General features: G+C 70.1%; 15 protein-coding genes and 1 tRNA gene. 12 read left to right on the forward strand and 4 right to left on the reverse strand.

From position 1 onward, the window contains the following. Window positions 1-21: 21 nt before the first annotated feature. The 7 genes from ACIBHY_RS28820 to ACIBHY_RS28850 all read left to right on the forward strand — a co-directional run bounded on the left by ACIBHY_RS28820 (window position 22) and on the right by ACIBHY_RS28850 (window position 5,673). Window positions 22-930 (forward strand): ABC transporter ATP-binding protein, encoded by a 909-nt coding sequence (locus ACIBHY_RS28820; RefSeq protein WP_397308250.1) that lies wholly within the window; start codon window positions 22-24, stop codon window positions 928-930. Between the two features lie 14 nt (window positions 931-944). After that, window positions 945-1,682 (forward strand): ABC transporter permease, encoded by a 738-nt coding sequence (locus tag ACIBHY_RS28825; RefSeq protein ID WP_397257960.1) that lies wholly within the window; start codon window positions 945-947, stop codon window positions 1,680-1,682. Between the two features lie 13 nt (window positions 1,683-1,695). Next, window positions 1,696-2,943, forward strand: a complete 1,248-nt coding sequence (locus ACIBHY_RS28830) for a sensor histidine kinase (RefSeq protein WP_397308251.1) — start codon at window positions 1,696-1,698, stop codon at window positions 2,941-2,943. Continuing rightward, a complete protein-coding gene (locus ACIBHY_RS28835) occupies window positions 2,940-3,575 on the forward strand; it encodes a response regulator (protein ID WP_397257965.1) in 636 nt (211 codons plus the stop codon). Before ACIBHY_RS28830 ends, ACIBHY_RS28835 begins: the two co-directional genes overlap by 4 nt. 143 nt (window positions 3,576-3,718) lie before the next feature. Continuing rightward, window positions 3,719-4,615, forward strand: a complete 897-nt coding sequence (locus ACIBHY_RS28840) for a sigma-70 family RNA polymerase sigma factor (protein WP_397308253.1) — start codon at window positions 3,719-3,721, stop codon at window positions 4,613-4,615. Window positions 4,616-4,650: 35 nt separating this feature from the next. Beyond that, window positions 4,651-5,106, forward strand: a complete 456-nt coding sequence (locus ACIBHY_RS28845; protein ID WP_397257969.1) for a carboxymuconolactone decarboxylase family protein — start codon at window positions 4,651-4,653, stop codon at window positions 5,104-5,106. A gap of 291 nt (window positions 5,107-5,397) precedes the next feature. Then, on the forward strand, window positions 5,398-5,673 hold the full coding sequence (locus tag ACIBHY_RS28850; RefSeq protein WP_397308255.1) for a hypothetical protein: 276 nt from the start codon (window positions 5,398-5,400) through the stop codon (window positions 5,671-5,673). 143 nt (window positions 5,674-5,816) lie between these two features. Here the strand turns inward: ACIBHY_RS28850 and ACIBHY_RS28855 are convergent, their stop codons facing one another. Both ACIBHY_RS28855 and ACIBHY_RS28860 read right to left on the reverse strand, forming a co-directional pair. Then, complete coding sequence (locus tag ACIBHY_RS28855) at window positions 5,817-5,960, reverse strand: hypothetical protein (RefSeq protein ID WP_397308256.1); 144 nt, start codon at window positions 5,958-5,960, stop codon at window positions 5,817-5,819. 227 nt (window positions 5,961-6,187) lie between these two features. Beyond that, window positions 6,188-6,259, reverse strand: a tRNA-Arg gene (locus ACIBHY_RS28860). A gap of 117 nt (window positions 6,260-6,376) precedes the next feature. Here ACIBHY_RS28860 and ACIBHY_RS28865 point away from each other — a divergent pair. Continuing rightward, window positions 6,377-6,763, forward strand: a complete 387-nt coding sequence (locus tag ACIBHY_RS28865; RefSeq protein WP_397251938.1) for a response regulator transcription factor — start codon at window positions 6,377-6,379, stop codon at window positions 6,761-6,763. Between the two features lie 8 nt (window positions 6,764-6,771). On the opposite strand, the gene ACIBHY_RS28870 is transcribed toward ACIBHY_RS28865, so the two are convergent. Then, window positions 6,772-9,519, reverse strand: a complete 2,748-nt coding sequence (locus ACIBHY_RS28870; protein WP_397308258.1) for an AAA family ATPase — start codon at window positions 9,517-9,519, stop codon at window positions 6,772-6,774. Window positions 9,520-10,047: 528 nt separating this feature from the next. Here ACIBHY_RS28870 and ACIBHY_RS28875 point away from each other — a divergent pair. The 3 genes from ACIBHY_RS28875 to ACIBHY_RS28885 are packed head-to-tail and all read left to right on the forward strand — an operon-like array spanning window position 10,048 to window position 13,838. Next, window positions 10,048-10,542, forward strand: coding sequence for a (2Fe-2S)-binding protein (locus ACIBHY_RS28875; protein ID WP_397251940.1), 495 nt, complete (start codon window positions 10,048-10,050; stop codon window positions 10,540-10,542). Between the two features lie 52 nt (window positions 10,543-10,594). Next, on the forward strand, window positions 10,595-11,575 hold the full coding sequence (locus ACIBHY_RS28880) for an FAD binding domain-containing protein (protein WP_397308259.1): 981 nt from the start codon (window positions 10,595-10,597) through the stop codon (window positions 11,573-11,575). Between the two features lie 37 nt (window positions 11,576-11,612). Further along, window positions 11,613-13,838 carry a xanthine dehydrogenase family protein molybdopterin-binding subunit gene (locus ACIBHY_RS28885; protein ID WP_397308260.1) on the forward strand — a complete coding sequence of 742 codons (2,226 nt, stop codon included), beginning with the start codon at window positions 11,613-11,615 and terminating at the stop codon, window positions 13,836-13,838. On the opposite strand, the gene ACIBHY_RS28890 is transcribed toward ACIBHY_RS28885, so the two are convergent. Next, window positions 13,827-15,260, reverse strand: a complete 1,434-nt coding sequence (locus ACIBHY_RS28890) for a GMC family oxidoreductase (RefSeq protein ID WP_397308261.1) — start codon at window positions 15,258-15,260, stop codon at window positions 13,827-13,829. The genes ACIBHY_RS28885 and ACIBHY_RS28890 overlap by 12 nt on opposite strands. 73 nt (window positions 15,261-15,333) lie before the next feature. Between ACIBHY_RS28890 and ACIBHY_RS28895 the strand changes: the two genes are divergently transcribed. Further along, window positions 15,334-15,729 carry a nuclear transport factor 2 family protein gene (locus ACIBHY_RS28895; protein ID WP_397251944.1) on the forward strand — a complete coding sequence of 132 codons (396 nt, stop codon included), beginning with the start codon at window positions 15,334-15,336 and terminating at the stop codon, window positions 15,727-15,729. Window positions 15,730-15,747 lie beyond the last annotated feature (18 nt).

The following is a 15,747-nucleotide window of genomic DNA, read 5'->3' on the forward strand; positions in this document are numbered from 1 at the left end:
GGGTGCGGAGGAGGCGGGCAGATGCCGGTCATCGAGGTAGGCAACCTGCACAAACGGTATCGCGGCAAGGTCGCGGTGGAGGATGTGTCGTTCACCGTGGAGAAGGGTGAGATCTTCGGCATTCTCGGCCCCAACGGGGCGGGCAAGACCACCACCGTGGAATGTGTGGAGGGGTTGCGCAGGCCGGACGGCGGCACGGTCCGTGTGCTCGGGCTGGACCCGCAGCGTGACGACCGCCGGCTGCGCAGCAGCGTGGGGGTGCAACTGCAGGAGAGCGAGTTGCCCGAGCGGCTGAAAGTCTGGGAGGCACTGGATCTGTACGCCTCCTTCTACCGCGACCCGGTGAACCCGGCGAAACTGCTCGGGGATTGGGGGCTCACCGACAAGCGGAACACTCCGTTCGGGAAGCTGTCGGGGGGTCAGAAACAGCGGCTGTTCATCGCGCTGGCGCTGATCGGCAACCCGGAGATCGCGGTGCTCGACGAGCTCACCACCGGGCTCGACCCGCAGGCGCGCCGGGGCGCGTGGGACCTGATCGAGGAGATACGGGAGCGTGGGGTCACCGTCATCCTGGTCACCCATTTCATGGAGGAAGCCGAACGGCTCTGCGACCGGATCGCGGTGTTCTGCGACGGCAGGATCGCCGCGCTGGACAGCCCGGCCGGCCTGGTGGCGAGGGTGGGGGCTGAGCAGCGCGTCCGGTTCCGCCCCTCGGCGGCGCTGCCGGACGGGCTGCTCAGCGATCTCCCCGAGGTGACGGACGTGCTCACAGCGGGCGATCACGTGGTCGTGACCGGCAACGGCCAGGTACTGCAGGCCGTCGTCTCCACGCTGGCCCGTCACCGGATCATTGCCGCTGACCTGCGCGTGGAGCAGGCCACCCTGGAAGACGCCTTCGTCACGCTGACCGGCCGCACGTTCGAGGTCTGAGAGAGGTGGCACGGATGCGCGCACTGCGGAAACTGACCTTCACCGAGTTCAAGCTTTTCGTCAGGGCACCGGAATCGGTGTTCTTCGTGCCGGGCCTGCCGCTGTTGCTGGTGGTGGTGTTCGGCGTCATCCTGAACCCGGCGGGCACCCCTGAGGCGATGCGGAGTTCGTTGCTCAACTACTTCCCCGCCATGGTGCTGGTGCTGACCCTGGCCATCATGTCCATCCTGATCATGCCGTCCACTCTGGCCGGCTACCGGGAGAAGGGCATCCTGCGCCGGCTGGCCACCACACCGACGAAACCGGCGATGGTGCTGGTCGCCCAGCTGATCGTCAGCGGTGGCATGGCGCTGGCGACGTTGCTGCTGGTCACGCTGGCGGGCAACCTGACGTTCGGCTGGACGATGCCGAAGAACGTCACGGGAGTCGTGGTGGCATTCGTGCTCGGCGTGCTGGCGCTGCTGGCGCTCGGGCTGTTCGTCGCCTCGATCGCGAGAACCGGCAACGCGGCCACCGGCATCGGGCTGTTCGTCTTCTTCCCCAGCCTGTTTCTCAGCGGAGTGGCCATGCCGACCGAATCCATGCCTCCCGGCATCGCCCGGATCAGCGAGTACACCCCGCTCGGAGCGGCCATGCAGGGGCTGCGGGACTCGTGGAGCGGAGAATTTCCCGCGGCGAGCCACTTGATCACCCTCTTCGTCATCACCGTGGTGTTCGGCATGATCGCAGTCAAGCTGTTCCGATGGGAGTAGACGAGGGAGTCCGATGAGACCAGACCGCTTCGTCCGGCTCGTCAGCCGGGCCACGGCCACCGACCTCCGGGATCGGTGGCTGTTCCCGGCGCTGGGCGCTGCCGGGCTGGTCGTGTCCGTGGTGTTCGGCCTGCTCGCCGGGCCGGTCGACGGCCGGCGGACGGCGGGCACGCTGGGCCTGGTCGCGCTGGCACTGGGCTGGCTCTCCCTTTCGGCGTGGCTGCTGCCCAACCGTGCCGCGTACCCAAGGCTGGTACTGGTCTTCTACGCCGGGCTGCTTGCCATCGGCACGCTCCTGGTGATCAGGAGCCCGGCGTTCTTCGCGTTCTCCTGGATCGGTTACCTCTACGCGTTCGCGATGTTCGCCGCGCACTGGATTCTGGTCGCCGTGTCGGTGACGGCGATCAGCCAGTACGCCACCCTGCTCACCGTCGGCGTACCGGATGACGTCCTTGTCTACATCCTGCCGATCGGGATCTTCGTACCGGTGGCGGTGGCAGGCTGGATCGCCACGGTCGAGGACGGCAGGAAGCAGCATGCCAACCTCGCGCTGGCCGAGGCCAACCGGCGGCTCGAATCCGCGCTCGCGGAGAACGCCGGTCTGCAGGACCTGCTGCTGGTGCAGGCTCACGAGGCCGGCCAGCTGGAGGAGCGGCAGCGGCTGGCCGGCGAGATCCACGACACCCTCGCCCAGGGTCTGACCGGCATCGTCACTCACGTACGGGCGGTGCGGCAGTCCGCAGGAGAACCCGAGCGGTGGCGCTTCCACCTCGACCGAGTCGAGTCACTGGCCACCGGCAGCCTCACCGAAGCCCGCCGCTCGGTGCTGGCGCTGCGGCCCGGCCAGCTGGAGAGCTCCCACTTGCCCGAGGCGGTGTCCAGCATGGCGCGGCGCTGGTCGGAGTCCCATGAGGTGCCGATCACGGTGGAGGTCACCGGAGACACCGTGCCGCTGCGGACCGCCATCGAGATCACCCTGTTCCGGGCCGCGCAGGAGGCGCTCACCAACGTGGCCAAGCACGCGCGGGCGACCCGGGTGGGGCTCACCCTGTCCTACTTGGGGGAGGTGGTGCTGCTTGACGTGCGTGACGACGGCGTCGGCTTCGATCCGGGCGCGGTGCGGCAACCGGGCTTCGGGTTGGAGGCCATGCGCCGGCGGCTGCATGCTGTGGGTGGCGACCTGGAGGTGGAAAGCATGACCGGAGACGGCACCGCGATCAGCGTGAGCGTCCCGCAAACAGCCGTGGAGGACCGGCCATGACCGCCGACGGCCCGATCCGGCTGCTGATCGTGGACGACCATCCCATCGTGCGGGAGGGGCTGCGCGCGGCGTTCAGCAAGAAGCCGGACTTCACCGTCGTCGGCGAAGCAGGCGACGGTGAAGAGGCCATCGCGCGGATCGCCACGTTGCGGCCGGACGTCGTGCTGATGGACCTGCGCATGCCGAAAATGGACGGCGTCACCGCCATCCGGCGACTGCTCCAGGGCAACCGGCGGTTGCCGATCCTGGTGCTCACCACGTTCGACTCCGACGCCGACGTGCTGCCGGCCGTGGAGGCGGGCGCGGTCGGTTACCTGCTCAAGGACGCACCGACCGCGGAGCTGCTCGACGCGGTGCGCGCCGCGGCCGAAGGCAGGTCGGTACTGTCGCCGTCCCTGGTCAGCAGGCTGATGAAGCAGATTCGCAGGCCGGTGCCAGGTCCGCTGAGCAGGCGCGAACTGGAGGTGCTCAAACTGGTCGCGGACGGCGCGTCCAACCGGGAGGCGGCAAGCAGGCTGTTCATCAGCGAGGCCAGCATCAAGACCCATCTGGTGCACATCTTCAACAAGCTCGGGGTACGCGACCGGGCCGGCGCGGTCGGCGAGGCATACCGCCGCGATCTGTTCGACTGACCGCCACCCCGTTCACGATCCTGTCGAGGTGGTCGATCTCACGGCTCGATCAGGGCGACCAAGCGCCCCAGCCGCTCTCCTGTCACATTCGGCGCCTTCGCAGGTTCATGTCCTTGAGCCTTGACGAGGGGATGATGTGATCGATGGAGGAGACCGAGTGGCTGGCCGAGCGTTTCGAGCAGCACCGGCCCCGGCTGCGGGCGGTGGCCTACCGGATGCTGGGTTCGATGGCCGAGGCCGATGACGCCGTCCAGGATGCCTGGCTTCGGCTCGGCCGGTCCGACGCGGACCAGATCGACAACCTCGGCGGCTGGCTGACCACCGTCGTGGCTCGGGAATGCCTGCACATGTTGCGCTCCCGGCGGCGGCGGGAGGAGCCGCGTCTGCCCGAGCCGGTCGCGATCGTGGACGGCGATCTTGACCCCGAGCAGGAGGCGCTAATGGCCGACTCGGTGGGGCTGGCCTTGCTCGTGGTACTCGACCGGCTCAGTCCGGCCGAGCGGTTGGCGTTCGTGCTGCATGACATGTTCGAGCTGCCGTTCGCCGAGATCGCCGCGATCGTGGGTCGCACGCCGGCCGCCGCGCGGCAGCTGGCCAGCCGGGCTCGGCGCCGGGTGAACGGCGCCGAGCTCCCCTCGCCCGACCCGGATCTGGTGCGGCGGCGGCAGGTGGTCGACGCCTTCTACGCGGCCTCACGGGGCGGTGACTTCGACGCCCTGGTCCAGATCCTCGATCCCGATGTGGTCTGGACCTCCGACTTCGGGACCGACGGGCAGCGTGTCGTCCGCGGCGCGCCGGCCGTGGCCAGGCAAGTCCGCGGCGCGAACGGCGGGCGGCTGCACCCTGTGCTGGTCAACGGTGTGGTCGGCGCGTTGGTCACCGTCGACGGCCGGCCGTTCGCCGCGCTGGTGTTCACCGTCGCGGGCGACCGGATCATCGCCATCGACGGGCTCCGTGACCCCGAGCGGGTCCGCCGGTTCGCCGACGCCGCCGGGATTCCTCCGCCACCTGTCACGTCGCCGGCACGCGAGGGCTCATAGGGGTGACACCATCTCCCAGCACCATGGAGGACACCGTGGGAGCACGGATCCCCGACGTCAACACACACCTGCCCGAGATCCAGGAGCTGGCCGGCATCCTGGTCAAGGCCACCGGCAACGGCTCAGTGCCGGCGAGCACGACCAGCTTGGTCTATCTGCGCGCAGGCCAGATCGTCGGCAGCACCTACCAGGTGATGCGGCACTCAGCCGACCTGCGTACGGCGGACGAGTCCGAGGCCAGGATCGCCGCCGTGGCGACCTGGTGGGACGCGCCGTACTTCACCGATGCCGAGCGGGCCGCGCTGGCGCTGACCGACGCCGTTTTCCGGCCCGGCGCGCGTGGCGAGGAACGGGTACCGGACGACCTGTACATCGAGGTCGCCAAACACTACGAAGACAAGGCGATGGCCACTCTGATGATGGTGCTCGCCTCGGCCGGCTTCTGGATGAACATCGCGCTCATCCAGAAGCCGCCACCCATGCCGACCTGACCACGAGGTCACTCCGCGAGCCCTGCGGGCAAGTGCCACGTCGGGCCAGATCGACCACTACCAGAGACCGTCACACGGCTGGTCCGTCTGCCGTCACCCCACCATCGACGCCAAGGCTGCCGGCCCGCACTCCCCCTGGCCGCCGCTCCCTCCCAGGTAGAGGCCCCAGCTTGGCGGTGTCAGACGGCAGGTGTCCTCGCCGCGCAGGCCGTCTGACATCCCCATCGCGGATCCGGCAGGCAGAAACCACCGGCTGCCCTGACTCTGGCTTCTGGCCGGTGTCCCCCCTCGATGGCCTGCTCCCCTGCGACCGCTGTCTCCCGGGACGTCCCTGCGCGTGTCCATGCTGATGGCCCCGAGTGTCCCGCGGGGTGGCGGGGATATCCGCTACTGCCGGCCCGCTCCGCTCACGAGCACACCGTCCGCGCGCGCGATGCCGTACGGGAGAGCTACCGCGGCGCCGCCGTCGACCTGCGCGATGAGATCCCGCCCGAGGCCATCGCCGCCGTTCTGGAGGCGCACCGCGCCGAGCTCACCCGCCTGGCCGAAGGCACCGGCGCCTGGTAGATGGCCCAATCATCGTTGATGTTCGATGGGGCCATGGGACGCACTTCTCACGCTCACCCCAACTCGCGGCTCACCGTGCCAGCGAGCAGGAGGGCCAGCGCCCCCGCCCGCCCGAAGGACCTCGCGGACGGCGGTATGGGCTTTCAGGGCTGGTACGGCGGGGGCGGGCCGGAGGGCAGGTCGCGTTCGGAGAACATGTCGATCAGGCGGCGCACCGGCAGGTGCTGGTCGGGGTTGAGGGTGTAGCGATTGTGCCGGCCGACGCGTCCGCGGGTCTGAGTGATCACGGTTGGCGCCAGGCCTGTCCGGTGCTGTCACATCGCAACAGTGACGAAGCGCCCTATGCGCGGCAACCCCTTCGTAGCCGGTGATGAGCCAGCATGGTGTCTGCCCGTGGGCTGCCCGTGGCGGTCGTCATTTAGCGTCTACGGCTGTCGCAAGGTGGCATGACCGATATCCCGGCCGATCAAGCAAAAAGCCAGGTCAGACGATGTCTGGCCTGGCTGGTGAAGTGTGCCCCCTGTAGGATTCGAACCTACGCACCCGGCTCCGGAGGCCGGTGCTCTATCCCCTGAGCTAAGGGGGCTCCAACGAGCCCTAAGGCTATCAGCATCCCGCCACCACTCCGCACACGATAAAGCTCCGGGCACACATCCATCGAAAACCGCACGTGACCACCCCGTCACGGGTTAGCTTCGTGGCCGTGGGCGAGGTACTGGGCAGAGTTCTGGTTGTCGATGATGACGAGGTCATCAGGCAGCTCATCGCGGTCAACCTGACCCTGGAGGGGTTCGAGGTGGAGACGGCCACCGATGGTGCGGACTGTCTGGATCGTGTGCTTGATGTCATGCCCGACGTGGTCACCCTGGATGTGATGATGCCGTGCCTGGACGGGTGGGTTACGGCGCATCGGTTGCGGAGTGATGAGGCTACGAGCCATATCAAGGTGGTGCTGATCACGGCTCGGGCGCAGGATGATGATCGGCGCCGGGGGCTGGGGATCGGGGTGGACGCCTATCTGACCAAGCCGTTCGATCCGGCTGAGCTCATTCAGGTGGTTCGCGATCTGGCTGCTCGGGCTCGTAGCTGAAGATCGGGTTAGGCGGGCTGGTCGGAGAGCAGGCCGCGGGAGCGGGCGGTGGCGGCGGCTTGGGTGCGGGTGGAGGCGTCTAGTTTGCCCAGGATGTTGGAGACGTGGACGCTCACCGTCTTCTGGGCGATGTAGAGGCGTTCTGCTATCTCGCGGTTGGTGAGGCCGTCGGCGACCAGGCGGAGGACTTCGAGTTCGCGGGCGGTCAGGGAGCCGTCGGTCGAGGCGGTGGTGAAGCGGGCCCGGCGGGCGAACTCCTCCAGTGCCGATGCCAGCGGGACCGCCTTCAGGTTGTCGGCGGCGTCCCGGGCGAGCAGCCAGGTGGCCTGCGCGGATTCACGGTCGCCGGTGGCGAGCTGGGCTTCGGCCAGGCGCCAGCGGACTCGGGCCGTCTCGTACACGAAGCCGTAGTCGAACGCTTCCACGACCCTTTCCCACAGGGCCACGTCGTGGCGGCCCTGCACGCGTACCCATTCGGCTTCTACGCGCAGCGCCCACGCGCGGCCCTCCAGGCCCATGGGTCCGCGTTTGCCGTCCGGGCCCGCGACGGCGGTGCGGGCGCGTTCGCGCAGGTCGTCGGCTTCGTCGGTACGGCCCAGCTCCGCCAACGCCCACAATCCGGTGGCGCAGATCCGCAGGTTGGCCGGGTCGGCGGGGATGAGCTGGGACAGGCAGGCCCGTACGTGTTCCCACGCGGCGGTCGGGTCGCCCTTCCACAGGGCGTCCTCGGCGGCGAGGCCGCGCGCCATGTAGGTGACGAGGTCGTTGGACCAGAAGGGGCGCAGCCAGTCGATGCGGGGGCCGACGGCGGGTAGTCCGCGGCCCACCTCCACGAACAGGGCGAACGACGACAGGATCGCCTCGGGGACCGTTCCGACGCGGGCGCCGAAGGTTCCGGCCACACGTTCGGCGTCGTCCCATTCGCCGGCCACGTAATGGATGAGGAAGCGAAGGAAGCGCAGGTCGGTGCCGTACGTACTCCAGTTCAGCCCGTTCTCCTCCGCCAGCCGGATGCCGCTGTCGGTGGCGGAGGCGGCCTCGACGAGGTCGCCCTGCTCGTACAGCAGGCGGGCGCGGGCGAACTCGGCACGCAGGTCCATGGCGAGGATGCCGGAGGTGCGGGAGGTGGCCTGTTCGTAGCGGGCGGCGGCGGTGGAGAAGTCGCCGTCCAGCTCCGACAGCAGGGCGAGGCTGATCAGGGCGCCCTTCTCCGCGTCGGGGACGCCTGCGGAGCGGGCGACTTCCAGGGCGCGGCGGGCGCGGGGGGCGACTTCGGCGTGGCGGTCGGTCCAGGCCAGGGCGCGGGCGCTGGTGGCCAGGGCGCGGGCGAGTTCCGCGGGGGTTCGTGCGGTTTCCACGGCGGTCTCGCCGGCTTGGACCGCGGCGTCGTCCTGGCCCAGTTCGGCCAGGTAGTAGGCCAGGCGTTCGTTGACCTGCGAGGTCTGCGGGAGGGCACGGAGCTGGGTGACGGCGCGGTGGTTGTCGCCGCTGTCGGCGGCCATGATGGCGCTGCGCAGGGCCAGGTCGGCGCGGCCCTCGCCGGCCAGGGACTCGGCGTCGGGAACGCGGTCCCAGAGGCTGAGCGCCTGGTCGTAGTGGCGGTGGGCTTCCGCGGGCGCGCCGAGGCGTTCGGCCTGGCGGCCGGCTTCGGCGGAGGCGGTCAGGGCACCGGACAGGTCGTGGCCCGCCAGGTGGTGGTGGGCCAGTTCGGCGGGCGCGGTGAGCAAGGTGGCGAACGTGGCGTGAAGCCTGGTGCGCTCGCCTGGCAGGAGGTCGGTGTAGACGGCCTCCTGGAGGAGGGCGTGGCGGAAGGCGTAGCCGTACCCGTCGACTCTGAGCAGTCCGCGCGAGACGATCTCGCGCACGGCCTCCTCGAAGTCGGCGAGTGGCAGGCCGGAGACCTCGCGCAGGAGCACGTCCTCGACGCGGCGGCCGGCGACGGCGGCGGCGCGCAGGACGCGCTGGCCGGGCTCGGAGAGGACCTCGACGCGCGACATCAGCAGGCTGGCCAGGCCGTCGGGGAGGGTCTCGCCTTCGGAGAGGGCGGCGTAGAGTTCTTCGGCGTAGAAGGGGTTGCCGTCGGCGCGGCTGACGATCTCGCCGAGTTCGCGACTGTCCATGTCACCGAAGGTGGCGACATAGTCGGAGATTTCGGCTGAGGGCATGGGGCCCACGTCCACCGCGGTCACCGAGGGCAGGCGCTTGAGCTCGGCCAGGACGGAGCGCAGGGGGTGGCGGCGGTGCAGGTCGTCGGTGCGGTAGGTGCCGACGAGGCAGACGCGCTCGCTCTGGAGCATGCGGCTCAGGAACACCAGCAGGTCGCGGGTCGAACGATCGGCCCAATGCAGGTCCTCGATCACGAACAGGACCGGTTGCACCGCGGCCAGCAGGCCCAGCAGCGAGCCGAACAGCCTCTGCTGGGTGAGGCCCGACGACGGCGCGGTCTCGCTGCCCGGCAGCAGCTGCTCCAGGACGGGGCGCTCGGCGATGGCGGCGCGCAGCGTGGGGCCGGCGCCGCGCAGGGCGTCGGCGAGCGGGAGGTATGGGAGGGCATCGCCCAGTTCGGCGCACTGGCCGATCATGACGTTGAAGCCGCGCTCGCGGGCCTGCGCGACGAGCTCGCAGGTCAGGCGGGTCTTGCCGATGCCCGCGTCGCCCCCGACGAGCGCCACGCCGGCGGTGCCGTCGCCGGCGGTTTCGAGCACGCGAACGAGTCTCCTCAGCTCAGCTGAGCGTCCGATAAGAAGACTGTTCACCTCGGCAACTCTATAGGTAACAGAATCATGATTCTTTACGGCACAGCCCCACCCCCGCCACCCGCCGCCGTGCGCCGGCGCCGATCGGGGGGATCGCTTCTCACGTCGGACGGGGCTGGTCACCGTCACGGCCTGTGTCCACCCCCTAAGTGGTCCCCTCTTTACCCCCGACCAGCAAGGCAGACCGGGGCCGGAGAGGTGGACCCCAGGACGCCTACGACCAAACCCCAGAACGGAAGGCCGAGACGGAAGGCGGGGAGCGGACGGGCTCGGAGGCGGATGGGCCGGAGGCGGGGTCCGAAAGCCGCCGGCAGGGGCGGGGACGGGCCCAGGCGGAGGGACGAGGCCGAAGGGCGGCCCGGAGGGGCGGGCGGAGGTGCAGGAAGGGAGGGGGAAGCGGCCGGCGAGGAGGGGTGGGGTGGGGATTTGGTGACATATACCCGCAGAGTGGGGCGCGCTTTGCTCGTGGAAAACCCGACGACTTGGACACTGCTGGAGGAAGGGCCAGGAGAACGCTGAGGAGCCCCGATGGATGGTCCGCTGGAGAAGACTGAGCGCGGCCCCGAACCCGCGAAGCTGTCCCTGTCCGTCAACGGCGCCACCCTGGTGGCCGAGGTGGAGCCGCGGGCCAGCCTGCTGGACACCCTGCGCGAGAGCTTCGATCTCACCGGCACCAAGAAGGGCTGCAACCAGGGCGCCTGCGGCGCGTGCACCGTCTGGGTGGACGGCCGTCGAGTGGTCTCCTGTCTGACGTTGGCGGTCGCGTGCGAGGGCAGGGAAGTCACCACGATCGAGGGTCTGGTCGAGCACCCGATGCAGGACGCCTTTCTGGCCTGTGACGCGCTGCAGTGCGGCTACTGCACGCCGGGGCAGATCATGTCGGCGGTCAAGCTGCTGGAGGAGGGCCACGCCGGCGACGACGCCGAGATCGCGGAGTGGATGAGCGGCAACCTGTGCCGTTGCGCCGCCTACCCGCACATCCGCCAGGCGATCCGTGAGGTGCGTGATGGCGGGCACCAATAGACCGGCGCACACCACCCAAGCGCACACGCCCACACATCAAGGCAGGTAACCAGTGCACGCCATCAGTTACGCCAGAGTCGGCGACGTAGCCTCCGCGCTGGCCGAAGGGGCCGATCCGGGGAGCAGGTTTCTGGCCGGCGGGACCACCGAGGTGGACATGCTGCGCATCGGTGTGGCCCGGGAGCGGCGGCTGGTCGACATCAATGATCTGCCGCTCGACACCATCGAGGACCTGCCGGGCGGCGGCCTGCGACTGGGGGCGCTGGCCAGGATGAGTGACGTCGCCGCGGCCCCCGGCGTGCGGGAACGGTTCCCGATGATCGCGCAGGCGTTGGAGCTGGGCGCGTCGGCGCAGTTGCGGAACATGGCCTCGATGGGCGGCAACATGATGCAGCGGGTCCGCTGCGGCTACTTTCGCGAGGCCGGCATGCCGTGCAACAAGCGGGAGCCGGGGTCCGGCTGCGCGGCCGAGGGTGGGTTTCATCGGGGGCATGCCGTGCTCGGGACCAGCGAGCATTGTTTCGCGACACATCCGTCCGACGTCGCGGTGCCGTTGGTGGCGCTGGACGCGGTGATCCACCTGCAGAGCCGGTACGGCGAGCGGTCGATGCCGCTGGAGGACTTCTTCCTGCAACCCGGAGACGCCCCGGAACACGAGCACCCGATCGAGCACGGCGAGCTGATCACCGCGATCGAGGTGCCCGCCGCCCCGGTGGCGCGTACGTCGTTGTACTGGAAGGTGCGTGACCGCGAGTCGTACGAGTTCGCACTGGTCTCGGCTGCCGTGGCGGCCACGGTCACCGACGGGGTCATCCGCGAGGTACGGCTGGCGCTCGGCGGCGTGGCCACCCGCCCGTGGCGGGCCAGGGCGGCGGAACAGCTGCTGACCGGCGGTCCTGCCATCGGCGACGCCTTCGAGGCGGCGGCCGCGGCCGAACTGGCCCCTGCCGTGGGCCACCCGCAGAACGCCTTCAAGATCGAACTGGCCAAACGCACGATCGTGCGGGTCCTGAAAAGGGTGACGGCGGCATGAACAGGACCGCTCAAGCACTGGAAAGGGTGACGGCGGCATGACCACCACGCTCATCGGGCAGCCCGTCACCCGGGTGGACGGCCGTGCCAAGGTGACCGGCGCCGCCAAGTACACCGCCGAAATCTCGCTGCCGGGCATGCGCCACGCGGTCATCGCCGGTTCCGGGATTCCCGCCGGACGCGTCACCGGCATCGACAAGTCCAGGGCCATGGCCGAGCCGGGCGTGCTGGCCGTACTCACGTATGAGGATCTTCCGAAGGTGGCCGCGCAGCCGGTCCTCACGCTCTCGCTGGCCGGCACCGTCGCCCACGGCCAGAGCTTCTTCCCGATGCAGGACCCGGTCATCCACTACGCGGGCCAGCCTGTGGCCATCGTCGTGGGCGAGACGCTGGACGCCGCCACCCGGGGCGCCGAACTGCTGGACGTGAGCTACGAGCGCGCGGAGTCGATCACCGTGATCGACGAGGGCCGCGACCAGGCCTACGTGCCCGAGCGGATCCTGGCCGGCCTGGCACCGGGTCAGATGGGCCGGGGCGACGTGGACGCAGGACTGGCGGCGGCCGAACTGACGGTGGAGGCCACGTTCACGTTCACGGCCAACCACCAGAACCCGCTGGAGATGTCGGCCTCGGTGGCCTCCTGGGACGACGGGCAGCTCACGCTGTGGGACGCGACCCATGGTCCGACCGCCACCCAGATGACGGTCGCGAACCTGCTGGGCATCCCGGCCTCGCGGATCCGGGTGATCACCCGGTTCGTCGGCGGCAGTTTCGGGGCCAAGGCCATGATCTGGGCGCATCCGACGCTCGCCGCCATGACCGCCCAGATCATGCGCAGGCCGATCAAGCTGGCGCTGACGAGAGAGCAAATGTTCACGGGGTGCGGGCTGCGGGAGGACAACGAGCAGACGATCACGCTCGGCGCCGCCGCCGACGGGCGGCTGACCGCGATCCGCCATGAGAAGGTGTCGATCACCTCGGCCTACGACGACTGGGCCGAGCCCGCGCTGAGCGGTTCCGGCGAGCTCTACGCCTGCGACAACTTCGCGGCCGTCTACCACCTCATCAAGGGCAACACGATGACGCCCACGTTCATGCGCGGACCGGGTGAGACGGCGGGGCTGGCCGTACTGGAATGCGCGATGGACGAGCTGGCGGAGCGGGCCGGGCTGGATCCGATCGAGCTGCGGCTGCGCAACCACGCCGACGTCGATCCGGTGAGCGGGCGGCCGTGGTCGAGCAAGGGGCTCAAGGAGTGCTATGAGCGGGGCGCCGAGCTGATCGGGTGGGCCGATCGGGACCCGCGTCCCGGTACGCGGCGCGAGGGCGACTGGCTGATCGGCATGGGAATGGCCACGGCGATCTATCCCGTCTATCCGCTGATGAATCCGCAGCGGGCGCGGGCCCGGCTTTACGCGGACGGCACCGCCGTCATCCAGACCGCCGCGTCCGACATCGGCACCGGCGCGGCCACGGTGCTCACCCAGATCGCCGCCGAGGGGCTCGGGCTGCCGCTGGAGATGGTCAGGGTGGAGTACGGCGACACGTCCCTGCCGTTCCTGGCGGCCTCGGTCGGCTCGACCGGGTCCACGGCGGGCGGCAACGCCGTGCATCTGGCCGCGACGGGCCTGCGGGAGCAGCTCATCGCCCAGGCGGTCCAGGACGAGGGCTCGCCGCTGCACGGCGCGGACCCGGAGCTGGTCGAGGTCGTGGACGGCGTCATGGCCGGGCCTTCGGGGTCGGAGAGTTACGGCGAGATGCTCAGCCGCAACTTCGTCCCGGAGACCGAGTACCTGGGCACCTACCAGCACCGCGTCGACGAGGAGCACGCGCTGCTGAACTTCGGCGCCCAGTTCGCCGAGGTGGCCGTGGACGCCGATCTGGGGGTGGTGCGGGTGCGCAGGATGGCCGGGGTGTTCGCGCCCGGCCGCGTGCTGAACCAGAAGACGGCGCGCAGCCAGCTCATGGGCGGCATGATCTGGGGTCTGTCCCAGGCGTTGCTTGAGGCCACGCACATGGACCCGCGCTACGGCCGCTGGGCCAACCCGAGCCTGGGCGACTACCTGGTGCCGGTCAACGCCGACGTGCCCGAGGTGATGGTGGAGACGGTGGAGGTGGACGATCCGTTCGTCAACCCGCTGGGGGTCAAGGGCATCGGGGAGATCGGCATGGTGGGGATGGCGGGCGCGATCGGCAACGCGGTTCACAACGCCACGGGCAGGCGGGTGCGTTCGTTCCCGATCACCATCGAGTCACTGCTCTGACAGCACGAGGTCCGCGCAACGCTCCCCGATCATGATCGCGGGAGCGTTGGTGTTTCCCGAGGTGACCGCGGGCATCACCGAGGCGTCGGCGACGCGCAGTCCGTCGACGCCGAGCACGCGTAGGCGGTGGTCCACGACCGCGCCCATCCGGCAGGTGCCCGCCTGGTGGTGGTAGGTGACGAGCGTGCGCTCGATGTAGGCGGAAAGATCGTCATCGCGGGGGTAGAGCTCACGGCCCAGCTCGGCCCCGATCTCCCTGCACAGTTCCACCGCCGCCCGCATGCACCGCCGGTCGGCCTCCTCGCGCAGGTAGGCGGGGTCGGCCAGCAGCGGCGCCCCCGGGTCCGCGGAGGTGAGGCGGAGCGCGCCCCGGCTCTCCGGCCGGATGATCCCGGCCATCAGCGTGAACGCGTCCGGCGGTCCGCTCATCGTCTCGTCGTACAACGGCACGTGGAAGAAGAGCGGCTGCACGTCCGGCGCGGGCAGGCCGCCGCGGCTGCGCCAGAACAGCTGGCTGTGCATCACGGGCAGCCCGGCCACCGGCGGCGGCACCGGCCCGCGGGCCGCCACGATCACCGGGACCAGCGCGTGGTCGTGCAGGTTCGCGCCGACCGGCAGGTCCGCCCGCACCGGCACGCCGAGCCGGCGTAGCTCGTCGGCCGGTCCGATGCCGCTGAGCATGAGCAGCCGGGGCGACTCCAGGGCGCCCGCGCTCAGCACGACCTGCCCGGCGTACACGCGCTCCCCCGGCCCGACCTCGACCCCGACGCACCGCGACCCCTCGAACAGCAGCCTGGTCACAACCGCTCCCGTTCTGATCCGCACCCGGCCGCCGCGCAGATAGGCCGCCGCCGTGCTGTGCCGCCGCCCGTCCTTGACGGTGAGCTGGCAGAAGCCCGCCCCGTCCTGCGCCGCGCCGTTGCAGTCCTCGTTGTACGGCAGGCCGAGCCCCACAGCCGCCTCGACCACGGCAGCGTTGACCGGATGCGGACGGTAGTCGGACATCACCCGGACCGGCCCGCCCACGCCGTGATGCTCGGAGGCGCCCCGGTCGAAGTCCTCCAGCCGCTTGAAGACCGGCAGCACCTCCGGCCAGGTCCATCCCGGTCCCCAGTCGTAGTCGGCCGGGTTGCCGCGTACGAAGATCATGCCGTTGAGCGAGGAGGAGCCGCCCAGCACCCGCCCGCGCGGCCAGCGCAGCCGCCGCCCGCCGAGCCCGGCCTGCGGCGTGGTGAGGTAGTCGTAGTCCTCCGCGCCGCCCCACAGCCGGAAGACCCCGCCCGGGTCGTGGATGTCGGGATTGCCGTCGGGACCGCCCGCCTCCAGCAGCAGCACGGACAGCCCTTCGACCTCGGCCAGCCGCCCGGCGAGCGCCGCCCCGGCCGACCCGGCTCCGACGACCACCACGTCAGCGCTCTCCATCGGGACAGCTCCTTTTCGGACGATGAGGAAAGCTATATGATTTCATAGACGACTTCATGGAGGAAGGATTGCCATGACCGGCAAGAACCTGGACGCCGTCCGTGAGTCCTACGCCGCCTCGGCCCGCGGCGACATCGAAGGCATCCTGGCCCTCCTCGCGCCGGACGCCCGCTGGACCGAGATGGCCGGATTCCCGTACGCGGGCACGTACGTGGGCCGTGAGGAGGTGCTGAAGGGCGTCTTCTCCCGCCTGGGCGCCGAATGGGCGGACTACCGGGCCGACCCCGAGGAGTACGTGGACGGCGGCGACACCATCGTGGCGATCGGCTTCTACAGCGGCGTCTACCGGGCCACCGGCAAGGCGATGCGGGTCCGCTTCACCCACGTCTGGAAGCTGCGGGACGGGGTGGCCGTCAGCTTCGAGCAGTTCACCGACACCGCGCTGGTGGCCGAGGCCCTGAGCGCGTAGGGCACTTCACGCACGAGA

It is taken from the genome of Nonomuraea sp. NPDC050547, assembly GCF_044457345.1.
Lineage (GTDB): Bacteria > Actinomycetota > Actinomycetes > Streptosporangiales > Streptosporangiaceae > Nonomuraea.